The 11,290-nt window shown below is 69.1% G+C and carries 11 protein-coding genes; 10 read left to right on the top strand and 1 reads right to left on the bottom strand.

Annotation, left to right across the window (positions count from 1 at the left end; all coding sequences use genetic code 11):
- The 5 genes from Q664_RS36325 to Q664_RS36305 form a co-directional block, all read left to right on the top strand.
- A partial coding sequence (locus tag Q664_RS36325) for a Kelch repeat-containing protein (RefSeq protein WP_326938768.1) occupies positions 1 to 760 on the top strand: 760 nt, incomplete at its 5' end.
- Between the two features lie 80 nt (positions 761 to 840).
- Positions 841 to 2,100 carry an AAA family ATPase gene (locus tag Q664_RS36320; RefSeq protein WP_043406592.1) on the top strand — a complete coding sequence of 420 codons (1,260 nt, stop codon included), beginning with the start codon at positions 841 to 843 and terminating at the stop codon, positions 2,098 to 2,100.
- Between the two features lie 2 nt (positions 2,101 to 2,102).
- Positions 2,103 to 2,801: a DUF4276 family protein gene (locus Q664_RS36315; RefSeq protein ID WP_235217012.1), complete on the top strand. Its 699-nt coding sequence runs from the start codon at positions 2,103 to 2,105 to the stop codon at positions 2,799 to 2,801.
- 376 nt (positions 2,802 to 3,177) lie between these two features.
- Positions 3,178 to 4,434 (top strand): sensor histidine kinase, encoded by a 1,257-nt coding sequence (locus tag Q664_RS36310; protein WP_063934821.1) that lies wholly within the window; start codon positions 3,178 to 3,180, stop codon positions 4,432 to 4,434.
- A gap of 37 nt (positions 4,435 to 4,471) precedes the next feature.
- Positions 4,472 to 5,863 (top strand): M24 family metallopeptidase, encoded by a 1,392-nt coding sequence (locus tag Q664_RS36305; protein ID WP_043406589.1) that lies wholly within the window; start codon positions 4,472 to 4,474, stop codon positions 5,861 to 5,863.
- Between the two features lie 225 nt (positions 5,864 to 6,088).
- On the opposite strand, the gene Q664_RS36300 is transcribed toward Q664_RS36305, so the two are convergent.
- Entirely contained in the window at positions 6,089 to 7,105 is a 1,017-nt protein-coding gene (locus Q664_RS36300; protein ID WP_152622539.1) for a hypothetical protein, read from the bottom strand.
- A gap of 158 nt (positions 7,106 to 7,263) precedes the next feature.
- On the opposite strand from Q664_RS36300, the gene Q664_RS36295 reads away from it, so the two are divergent.
- From Q664_RS36295 to Q664_RS36275, 5 genes are all read left to right on the top strand, one after another.
- The gene (locus tag Q664_RS36295) at positions 7,264 to 8,628 is read left to right on the top strand and encodes an NAD(P)/FAD-dependent oxidoreductase (protein ID WP_043406598.1); all 1,365 of its coding nucleotides are present in this window, start codon (positions 7,264 to 7,266) and stop codon (positions 8,626 to 8,628) included.
- Between the two features lie 78 nt (positions 8,629 to 8,706).
- The gene (locus tag Q664_RS36290; protein ID WP_043406584.1) at positions 8,707 to 9,381 is read left to right on the top strand and encodes an energy-coupling factor ABC transporter ATP-binding protein; all 675 of its coding nucleotides are present in this window, start codon (positions 8,707 to 8,709) and stop codon (positions 9,379 to 9,381) included.
- Positions 9,378 to 9,989, top strand: coding sequence for an energy-coupling factor transporter transmembrane component T family protein (locus tag Q664_RS36285; RefSeq protein ID WP_043406579.1), 612 nt, complete (start codon positions 9,378 to 9,380; stop codon positions 9,987 to 9,989). The genes Q664_RS36290 and Q664_RS36285 overlap by 4 nt, the downstream gene beginning before the upstream one ends.
- Positions 9,986 to 10,570, top strand: a complete 585-nt coding sequence (locus Q664_RS36280) for a biotin transporter BioY (protein ID WP_043406577.1) — start codon at positions 9,986 to 9,988, stop codon at positions 10,568 to 10,570. Before Q664_RS36285 ends, Q664_RS36280 begins: the two co-directional genes overlap by 4 nt.
- Before the next feature lie 92 nt (positions 10,571 to 10,662).
- On the top strand, positions 10,663 to 11,208 hold the full coding sequence (locus Q664_RS36275) for an SgcJ/EcaC family oxidoreductase (protein WP_052519108.1): 546 nt from the start codon (positions 10,663 to 10,665) through the stop codon (positions 11,206 to 11,208).
- The last annotated feature ends 82 nt before the right edge of the window (positions 11,209 to 11,290 follow it).

Raw genomic sequence — 11,290 nt, 5'->3', positions numbered from 1 at the left:
GGTGCGCTCGGCGGAGCTGTTCGAGCCGGCGACGGGCGAGTGGACGCGCACGGGAGCGCCGACGTCGGCGCGCGCCGGGGCGCAGACGGGCGTGGTGCTGGGCAACGGGCTGGTGCTCTTCGTGAGCGGGCTGCAGGCGGAGCTGTATGACCCCGTGAGCGGCCAGTGGACGAAGACGGGCCCGGTGGGCGGCGCGGCGGGCACGCACCGCTCGGGGCACACGGTGACGCCGCTGCCGGACGGACGGGTGCTGGTGGTGGGCGGCACGACGTCGCGCGCGGCGGCCACGGCGGAGCTGTACGAGCCGGCGCGGGGCGAGTGGAAGCTGGCGGCTTCGCCCACGCTGCCGCGCGAGGCGCACGGAGCGCTGGTGACGCCCGAGGGGCGGGTGCTGGTGATGGGGGGCTTCCACGTGATGTCGGGCTCGCTCGCGTCGGTGGAGAGCTATGATCCGGTGGCGGACACGTGGAGCGTGGAGCCGTCGCTGTGGGAGGCGAGGCGGGGGGCGGGGCTGGTGCCGCTGGTGGATGGAGCGGTGCTGGTGGTGGGTGGCGCCAACGACCTGGAGGGCACGCTGTCCACGAGCGAGCGGTATGATCCAGGCGTGTGCACGCCGCTGACGTGTGAGGCGGCGTGCGGCACGGTGCCGGACGGGTGTGGGGGGACGCTGGAGTGCGGCCCATGCACGGCGATGCCGCCGTGCGTCGCCGAGGGCTGCGGCGTGTTCGACGAGGAGGACCTCGCCTTCACCTGGAGGTGAGGAGCTCCGTGGATGGCGGGGCCTGTTCGATGGAGGGCGGGCTAGGCACCGCGCGGTGCAGTGGGTAGAACCCACGGCGCATGAGTGACTCCGCGCGTGTCCATATCGAGGAGCTTCGGCTCTCCGGCTACCGGGCCTTCGAGAACGCCCGTCTGCAACTTGATGACCTGACGGTCCTGGTCGGGCGCAACGGGGCGGGCAAGAGCACGCTCATCGACGCGCTGGAGTTCGTCCGCGATGCGCTGAGTGACTCGCTGGCGAATGCGCTGGAGCGCCGAGGGGGAATCCGGGCCTTGTTGCATCATGGTGCGCGTGAGGCGAAAGAGCTCGCAGTGGCTCTTCGCTTGAGACTGCCCGGCCAGTACCTCCACGAGGTATGGCGCCGTACTGAGCTGAGTGTGGATCAGACCTATCTGGAGGAGGGAGCCATCGTGACGTATGGCTTCCGAATTGGTTCCAGGCGTGGAGGATTGGGTTTTGAGGTCAAGACGGAGGTTGCACGCTCCGAAGAGATGGGATTCGTACGTCATGGCGGGGGCCGGGGTGGCTGGTATTCTCAGGACATTGGCTCGCCACAGGGCGTGCTCGCCACGTCGCGTGATGCGCTGGCACTTCCTTTCGCGGCCGAGCACGAGGTTTTGTACCGGGCCTTGCTGGAAGCGCTGAAGACGAGCATTCGTGCCTACAGCCTTTCGTCCGCGGCTATTCGGGCGGAACCCCCCATCAGTGGCGCGAGTATCCTGAGCCGGAGTGGCAGCAACGCGGGAGATGTGCTGCATCACCTCGAGCGGAACAAGGCGGATGCCGCTTGGCTCAACCGACATCTCGCGGCCATCACTCCTGGTGTTGTCAGGGTCAAGTCAGAGACAGCAGCGGGGCGCAGGCTCATCCGGTTCCATCAGCGTTACAACAAAAGAAAGAAGACCGGTGTCGTCTTCGACGTTGGCGATATGTCCGATGGGACTCTGCGTTGTCTGGCCATCCTCCTGGCACTCCGCCAGAAACCCGCCCCGGCGCTCGTGTGCATCGAAGAAGTCGAGGACTCGGTTCATCCGGCGGCGCTCAGTGTCTTGTTGGATGCCATTTCCGCGAGCACCAGCCACTGCCAGGTCCTCCTGACATCACACAGCCCCGAGGCCCTGAGCCATCCCGCAGTGACTCCGGATCGGGTCCGGATCGTCGAATGGAGTGAGGGGTGCAGCCAGCTCTTCAGGCTCAGCCCCGGCGCGGAGGAGATGAGTCGGCCTCCCCGCTCCGTTGGCAAACTGCTCCGCACCAACGCGCTCTTCACCGCGAAGGAATCCGAGCGTGTCGAGGGTGACTTCTTCAAGGCCTCGTGACGATGCGCTCCAGATACCGCATCCTCGCCATCGTCGAGGGACATGGCGAGCAGAGAGCGGTCCCCGTCCTCCTGCGCCGTTGGTTCCAGCACCGCCGTTTCCGCGACTTCGAGACTCCGGAACTCGCGATCCGCGCCTTGGGCTCCGGGGCCCTCAAGTGTCCCCATGATGCCGATGATGAACTGGGCATCGAGTACTACGTCGAGATGGCGGCCGTACAAAAGCCCGATGGCATTCTCGTCATGCTCGATTCTGACGACGAGTGTATCGAGCGCGCCAGGACGCCCTCCCGCTTGGGACTTGGACCCGAACTCGTTCAGAGGGCTCGTACCGTTGCCCCTCACATTCCCATCGAGGTGGTTGTCGCCAATCGCGAGTATGAGGTCTGGTTCCTCGCTGCTCTGGCCAGTTTGCGGCGTGCCGCACGCATCCCGCGCGGCAACCGACTTTCGACGCCACTCAAAAACATCGAAACCCTTCGGGATTGCAAGAAGCGGATGGCTCAACTGCTCGGGCGTCCCTACGAGCCGACAACGGATCAGCCGGATCTCACCGAGCTTCTGCCCTTCACGCCCTCGATGGCCCATCGCTCGCGCTCCTATCGCAAGCTGCTCAAGGCGCTGGAGGCGCTCACGCGTGCGGCTCGTCAGAACAGGCGTCAGCCTTCTGGCCGCGCTTCAGTACGAGAGCAGGGCGCCTGAGTACGAGCCCGTCCGCACGAGCAGTTGGGGGCGAAAGGAAAGGGATGCGCCCGAGTGGTGAAGCCGTGGGTTCAGACTGTCAGGTTGAGTGCCTGGTGCCTTGAGCCGCTCGGCCACCTCTCCGCCGGAGCGGGGAGGGCTGGATTCGAACCAGCGAAGTCCATGTGTGCGTGTAGGGCCTCACCGGGCGGGCGCGGGGGAAGGGGACGCGGGTGGGTCCGGTTTCCTGACGTTCGGACCGCGAGGCGGAAAACGGCTACGATGGAGGGCGTTGCCCCCCCATGACGCGCCACCCCTGAAGCTTCCGGAGCAGGCCGGGCCGTTGCCCGCGACGCCTGAGGTGGCGGCGTCCGGCAGGTGGGGCCCCCGCCGGAAGATGCTGCTCTGGCTGGCCCCGTCGCTCCTGTCCCAATACGCGTTGGACGTGCTCGCCATGGGACCTGGGCTCGGGGCGCTCGCCGTCCGCGTCGTCTGGGCCCTGTCCGTGGCCTTCTCCGCGCTGCGGATGGACGAGCACTCCGCGCCGTCCATCCGCCTGCACACGGCCTTCCAGTGCACGGCCGGCAGCCTCTGCTTCATCGCCCTGGTGTTCCTGGCGGGGGGCGCTGACGGCGTGTACTTCCCATTCTTTCCCTGCCTCCCGCTCATCCTGTGCCTCGTCTATCCGCAGGACTCGCTCTCGGCGGCGATCTCCGGCGTCCTGTGCAGCGCGAGCGCCGCGGGCATGCTGTGGATGGCGGGACGCCCCATGTCCCAGCTCCTGCTGTGGGTGGGCGTCATCGTGACGGTGACGCTCATCGGCGCGTACGGGGCCAGTGAGTTCCGCGAGGCCCAGCGCGCGGAGAACGAGGGGCGGCTGGAGCGTGCGCGCCGCGAGGCCCTCGAGACGCTCGCCATCAGCGAGCGCCGCCGGGCCCACTCGGAGAAGCTGGCCACCATCGGCCAGCTCGCGGCGAGCGTGATGCATGAAATCAACAACCCGGTGGCCTTCATCGGCGCCAACCTCGACTACCTGGAGCGGGAGGTGTTGTCGGAGCGGCGGGAGGTCTCCCGGGAGGAGCTGGCGGAGGTGTTCCACGAGACGCGCGCCGGGGTGGAGCGGGTGCGGCAGATCATCGGGGACCTGAGGGGCTTCTCGCGCATGGACGCGGAGGAGCCCACCGAGTGCGCGGTGGCGGACGTGGTGAGCGACGCGGTCCGGATTGCCCGGCTGCGGCTGCGGCACGTGGCGCGGCTGGAGGTGGACATCCCGGAGGAGCTGCCGCCGGTGCTCGCCGTCCGCAGGAGGCTGGCGCAGGTGCTGCTCAACCTGCTGGTGAACGCGGGGGATGCGCTGGAGGCGCGGGGCGGCGAGGACTCCGAGGTGCGCATCATCGGCCGGTACGAGGGCGTGCGGGTCGTCCTGCGGGTGGAGGACAACGGTCCGGGCTTCCCCCCGCACGTGCTGCCCCGGCTCTTCGAGACCTTCTTCACGACGAAGGGCCCGGAGAAGGGGACGGGGCTGGGGCTGGCCCTGTCGCGAGAGCTGGTGGAGCAGTGTGGAGGCACCCTGGTGGCGGAGAACCGGGAGGAGGGCGGCGCGCGCCTGCGCCTGGAGTTCCCGGTGGGGAGCCTCGCCAGGGCGGCGTCCTGAGTCCCGGCCGGGCCCGTCCGTGCGATGCTGCGCGGCCATGAAGAACACCCGGAGTCGTCTCCTCGTCCCCTTGTTCCTCCTCACGTCCGCTTGTGCCACCACCGCTCCGGCCTCCCGTGTGCCGGAGGCCGCCGCGCCCGAGCGCCCCTTTGGCACGCTGCGCGAGCAGGCCACCCGGCAGCAGCAGTGGTTGCGCGAGCGCATGGACGAGGCGCTGCCCGCGTTGATGCGCCAGTACGGCATCGAGATGTGGGTGGTGCCGATGCGTGAGTACAACGAGGACCCCGTCTTCCCGGCGCTGGTGGCGCCCACCACGTTCGCGGCGCGGCGGCGCACCATCTACGTCTTCCACGACAGGGGCCCGGAGAAGGGAGTGGAGCGGCTCGCGCTGGGCGGGGGCTCGCAGGGGGGCGTGTACGAGGCGCGGCGCGCGCAGATGCAGGTGGATGGAGGCGGCGTCACCCGGCAGGCCGAGCTGTGGGGCCCGGAGCAGTGGAAGGTGCTGAAGGCGGTGCTGGAGGAGCGCCAGCCGAAGGCCATCGCCATCAACGTGTCGCGCACGTTCGCCTTCGCGGACGGGCTGACGCATGGCGAGTACGAGGGCATGACGGAGGCGCTCGGGCCCGAGTGGACGGCGCGGCTCAAGCCGTCCGGGGGCCTGCCGGTGGATCTCATCGCCTGGCGGAGCGCGGACGAGGAGCGCTTCTACGAGGACCTGACGAAGCTGGCGTGGAACATCATCGAGACGGGGTTCTCCAGCCAGGTGATTACGCCGGGCAAGACGCGCACCCGTGACGTGGTGTGGTGGATGCGCCAGCGGGTGAACGACCTGGGGCTGGGGACGTGGTTCCAGCCGTCGGTGAGCGTGCAGCGGCAGGGGAAGCCGGAGGCGGAGGTGGGGGATGACCCCCTCATCGAGCGGGGGGACGTGCTGCACTGCGACTTCGGGGTGACGGCGCTGCGGTTGAACACGGACACGCAGCACATGGGCTACGTGCTGCGCGAGGGGGAGACGGACGCGCCCGCGGGGCTGAAGGCGGCACTGGCGCGCTCCAACCGGCTGCAGGACATCGTCTTCGAGGAGCTGCGTCCGGGGCGCTCGGGCAACGAGATACTGAAGGCCTCGCGGGAGCGGATGAAGGCCGAGGGGATTGATGGGACGGTGTACTCGCATCCCATTGGACTGAACGGACACGGGGCGGGGCCGATGATCGGCCTGTGGGACCGGCAGGAGGGCGTGCCGGGCAACGGCGACCACAAGGTGATGACGAACCAGTGGTTCTCCATCGAGTTGCAGGCGACGAGCCCGGTGGCGGAGTGGGGCGGGCAGAAGGTGCGCTCGGCGCAGGAGGAGGACGTCGTCATCGACGCGAGCGGCAAGGTGCGCTGGGCCTTGCGGCGGCAGACGGCGTTCCACCTGGTGAAGTAGTCCTCCAGGGCTCGCGGGTGGACTGTCCATGCGGACCTTGGACAGGGTCCGCGGGAGCCGTGCATGTCCCCTCTCCCTCTGGGAGAGGGTCAGGGTGAGGGTCTTCCCTCTGTGCGACGTCGCTGCGGCGAGGGCCTCGCGGGGGACTACCCTCACCCCCCGCCCTCTCCCAGAGGGAGAGGGAGCATGCGCAACCCGGCCAGGTCCACGAACTTCGTGGCTGCTTCACGGGTCGCCCGAGCCGAGAATCAGGGAGGAGATGCTCGCGAGCAGAGGTGTCAGGACGGAGAGCCCCTGCTGGATGTCCTGGAGCGCGGAGCCTTGCAGGCCGAGCCATGCGCGGGCGGCCTGTTGCTCCTCATATCGCTGCTTCCAGGTGGTGGGGTTCCCGGGGGATTGCTGGAGGAACTGCTCCACGAGGAGGTTGCCGACGTCCTTCAGGGATTTGTGGGCCGGGAGATAGATGCTGGCGATGAGTCCGGTGTAATAGATGCCGTAGCCCAGGACGGGCGCCGTCGGGAGTGTCTCGGTGGGAGTCGCGATGCCCTGGTTGAGCAGGTTGCGCATGGCGCCCACGCTCAGGATCGAGCTGCCGATGGTAATGGCGCAGAGGGCCAGGGACTGCTTCAGCAGGGACGCCTGCTGTTGATACCACCGCGCGTCCTCGTCGAGGGCGCCTGACCTGGGAGGGCCGGTACGCTGCTGGAATTCCGGCAAGCGTTCCCGGAGCTGGGTGTGGACACCGATGATGCCGCAGGCGAGCAGGGTCGCGGTCGTCAGCCCGAGCATGTTGGTGATGAGCATCTTCAGGTAGGGACTCGAACCTGGCAGGACGCGCGAGACCGCCGCCACCATGACGGGACTCTCCTGCCAGGCGACGTACTGGGCCACGAGTGGGAGGACGGAGATGGGGAGACCCAGGAGGATGCAGAGCGTAACCGTCATTCGCCCCTTCCGGGTGCGTGGCCAGGCCGAGCGGTTTCTCTCGAAATCGCTGAGGAGGATGACGAGGGTGGTCACCCAGGCTGTGGGCGCGACGACGGTGAGCATGCGCCAGAGGTTGGACTGGCTCGAGTGCAGGTAGGCCAGACCCTGGATGTCGGCACCGTAGGTCGCGAAGAGCGCGGTCACGAAGGTCAGGTTGTAGAGAAGGTAGATGGCGAGCGGCGAGCGGAAGACGAGTGCGAAGGCCGCACCCGCATCCCGCAAGAAGGACGTTGATCCGTCTCGTGCTTCTGGCATGGAGGCCCCCCTCGCCGCAGGATGCCGTGAGGACAGGCATCCCTGCACGGGGTCGGCTCCTGGCCCTGTTGGCGAGCGAGCAGGCGGCGATTTCCGGCGGGAAGGTGGGTCTCCGGGGACGGTGGCCGGATTCCCCCGGGCTCCGCACCTTTTCCGCCATGGAAGACAACCGGGGAAGGCATCAGGTGGTCATCGTGGGCGGTGGCTTCGGCGGGCTCCAGGCCGCGCTGAAACTCGCGCGCGCCCCCGTGGAAGTGACGGTGCTCGACCGTTACAACCACCACCTGTTCCAGCCGCTGCTGTACCAGGTGGCCACCGCCGTGCTCAGCCCGGGCGACATCTCCGCGCCCATCCGTCAGATTCTGCGCGGCCGGAACACCACCGTGCTGCTCGCCGAGGTCCGCGCCGTGGACCTCGCGCGCAAGGTGGTCGTCTCCGATGGTGGGGAGATTCCCTATGACACGCTGGTGCTCGCCATGGGCGCCACGCACTCGTACTTCGGCCACCCGGAGTGGGCCCGGTTCGCTCCCGGGCTCAAGACGATCGACGACGCCCGGGAGATCCGCGAGCGCCTGCTGCTGGCCTTCGAGGCCGCCGAGCGCGAGACCGACCCCGAGCGCCAGCGCGACTGGCTCACCTTCGTCATCATCGGCGCCGGGCCCACCGGGGTGGAGCTGGCGGGCGCGCTCGCGTACATGACCCGGCACTCGCTGCCTCGCGACTACCGCCGCGTCGACACCTCGAAGGCCCGCGTCCTCCTGCTCGAGGGGCTTCCCCGGGTGCTCAATGCCTATCCCGAGGAGCTCTCGGCGAAGGCGCGCGAGGACTTGGAGAAGCTCGGGGTGGAGGTGCGCACCGGCACCCTGGTGACGGGGGGGGACGAGGAAGGCGTCACCGTGGGCGACACCCGCATCCCCACGCGCACGGTGCTCTGGGGCGCCGGAGTGGCCGCGTCCCCGGTGGCCGGGACGCTGGGCGTGCCGCTCGACAAGGCGGGCCGGGTGAAGGTGGAGCCCCCGCTGAACATCCCCGGCCATGAGGATGTCTTCGTGATTGGAGACCTCGCCTCGTTGGTGCAGGACGGCAAGCCGGTGCCGGGCATCGCCCCGGCGGCCATGCAGATGGGCCGGCACGTGGCGAAGAACATCCGCCACCGGCTCGCCGGCCGTCCGCTGGAGCCGTTCCGCTACCACGACAAGGGCTCCTTCGCCGTCATCGGCCGCGGCTCGGCGATTGGCGTGCTCTACGACAAGGTCCGCCTGAGCGGGAGACCCGCCTGGGCGATGTGGCTCGGCATCCACATCACCTTCCTCGTGGGCTTCCGCAACAAGGTGGCGGTGATGCTCGAGTGGGCCTACACCTACCTCACCAAGCGGCGGGACGTGCGCCTCATCACGGGCCTGCACGCCAACAAGCTCCCGCCCATCCAGGCCGCCCGCCTGCCGGCCACCACCTGCGAGCACGCCCCGGAGCCTCGTGTTGGCCTGACGCAACACGAGCCCGAGCCCTCCCCCCTGCACTGACGCTCCCTCTCCGGGCGGGAGAGGAGACGTGCACGGAGCCAGAAAGGCGCTACATTCGCCCGCCCGTAGCGGTCGCGAATGATTCGACTCCATGCCGTCAGCCACCACTTCGGTGAGCGCCCCGTCCTCGAGGGGCTGGACCTCACCCTCTCCGAGCGCCGCATCGCCGTGGTGGGCGGCAATGGTTCCGGGAAGAGCACCTTCGCGCGTCTGCTCAATGGTCTCCTCGTCCCCGAGCGGGGCCAGGTGCTCGTGGAGGGGCTCGACACCCGGAAGGACGCCCGCGCCATCCGCCGCAAGGTGGGCTTCGTCTTTCAGAACCCCGACCATCAGATCGTCCTCCCCACCGTCGAGGAGGACCTCGCCTTCGGGCTGAAGAACCTCAAGCTGCCGCCGGCCGACATCTCCACGCGCGTCACCGCCGTCCTGCGCCGCTATGGCCTGGAGGACTTCCGTCACCACCCGGCCCATCTGCTCAGCGGCGGTCAGAAGCAGTTGCTCGCGCTCTCCTCCGTGCTCGTCATGGAGCCGCGCTACATCGTCTTCGACGAGCCCACCACGCTGTTGGACTTGCGCAACAAGCGCCGCCTCGCCCAGGCCATCCACGAGCTGCCCCAGACGGCCATCGTCGTCTCCCACGACCTGGAGCTGCTGCGCGACTTCGACCGTGTGCTCGTCTTCGACGCGGGCCGCGTGGTCGTCGATGACGTCCCTTCCGTCGCTCTCGACGCCTACGTCCGGATGATGGCGTGAGCCTCGGCCTCTACCTCCACCGCGTCTCGCCCGTCCATGCCGTCCCCGCGGGCGCCAAGATGCTGGCCCTGCTCGCCGCCGGCACCGGGCTGCTGCTCTTCCCCTCGCTGCCCGTGCTCTCCGGTGCGCTCGTGGCCACGCTCGGCCTCTACGCGCTCGCACGCCTGCGTCCGCGAGAGGTGGCGCCCGTCTTCCGTCTCTCCGCCTTCGTGCTCGTCCCGCTCTTCGCCCTGCATGCGCTGGTGTCTGGCTGGGAGCCCGCGCTCGTGGCCGTGCTACGGCTCGCCGTCCTGATGCTGCTCGCCACGCTCGTGTCCCTGACGACGCGCGCCTCGGACATGCTCGACGCGCTGGAGCGGGCCCTGCGTCCCCTGGCCCGCTTCGGGCTCAATCCCGCGCGGCTCGGCTTGCTGCTCTCCCTCACCCTGCGCTTCATCCCCCTGCTCGCCACGTGGCTGCGGGAGATTCAAGAGGCCCAGCGGGTGCGCGGCCTCGACAGGAATCCCGTCGCGGTGCTCGTCCCGCTGCTCGTGAAGACCCTCCGCACCGCCGATACGCTCGCCGACGCCATCGACGCGCGCTGCTTCGACCCCGAGGAACCCTCGTGAAGACCCGAGATCTCGTCCACGTCGCCCTGTTCGCCGCCCTCATGGCCGCGCTCGGGTTGTTGCCTCCGCTCGCGCTGCCCTTCATCCCCGTGCCCATCACCGCGCAGACGCTCGGGGTGATGCTCGCCGGCTCCATCCTCGGGGCGCGCAAGGGTTTCCTGTCCCTGCTCCTCTTCCACCTGCTCGTGGCCGCGGGGCTGCCCCTGCTCGCCGGGGGGAACGGGGGGCTCGGCGTGTACGTGGGGCCCACCGGAGGCTTCTTCGTGGGCTTCCTGCCCGCCGCCTTCCTCATCGGCTGGCTCACCGAGCGCGCCTGGTCGCGGCTGTCCGTGCCGCTCGCCTTCGCCATCAACGTGCTCGGCGGCATCTGCGTCCTCTACGCGGTGGGCATCCCCTGGCTCGCCGTGGTCGCGAAGCTGCCGCTGGCCAAGGCCGCGTGGGGCTCGCTCGTCTTCGTGCCCGGGGACTGCGTGAAGGCCGCGCTCGCCGCCTCCGCCGCCGTCACCCTCAAGCGCGCCTGGCCGCTCATCCAGCCGCCCCGGTCCGCCAGCCCCGCCGTGCCACCTCCGTCCTCGACGTGAGGGGTCCGCGCTCTCAGCGGATGGGAATGCCTCGTCCGCGCGAGGGGCACTGCTAACGTGCCCCGCTTCATTCCATCCCAGGGGAGCTCCTCATGAACACCTTCGCGCGAAGCTCGGCCGTCATGGCCGTGGTCCTGTCGTTCTGTCTCGCCTCTTCCGTCCAGGCCCAGCAGGGCCGGGGCCAGTCCCGCGACGAGGTGAGCCTGCGCAAGCTCGTGGCCGAGCAGACCGAGGCCTGGAACCGTCACGACGCGGCCGCGTGGAGCAAGGACTTCGCTCCGGACGCCGAGTTCATCAACATCGTGGGCTCGGTCTTCAGCGGCCGTGAGGAGATCGAGAAGCGGCACGCCCACGTCTTCGCCACCCTCTTCAAGGACAGCCATTCGGAGGTGACGGTGAAGAAGATCGTCCTCGTCGCCCCCTACGTGGCGGTGGTGGACGCCGAGCACGTGGTGACGAAGTACACGGGGCTGCCCCCGGGAGTGCAGGCCACCGAGCCGGGCGTGCTGCGCACCCGCATGCGCTACGTGCTGAAGCTGTCTGGCGGCAAGTGGAGCATCGTCGCGGGTCAGAACACGGACGTGAAGCCGGCTCCGGCCCCCGCCGCGCAGCCCGCCCCCGCGCCCACCAGCCGCTGAGCCAGGACGAGTCTCCGCTCGGGTGCTCATCCCTTTCAGGGAAGTGGGCGAAGATATCCCCTCTCCCCTCGGGAGAGGGTCT

Origin of the sequence: Archangium violaceum Cb vi76 (genome assembly GCF_000733295.1) — a bacterium.
Taxonomy (GTDB): Bacteria; Myxococcota; Myxococcia; order Myxococcales; family Myxococcaceae; genus Archangium; species Archangium violaceum.
The sequence above is the reverse complement of the archived record's forward strand: the minus strand, read 5'-3'. Positions and strand labels throughout refer to the sequence as shown.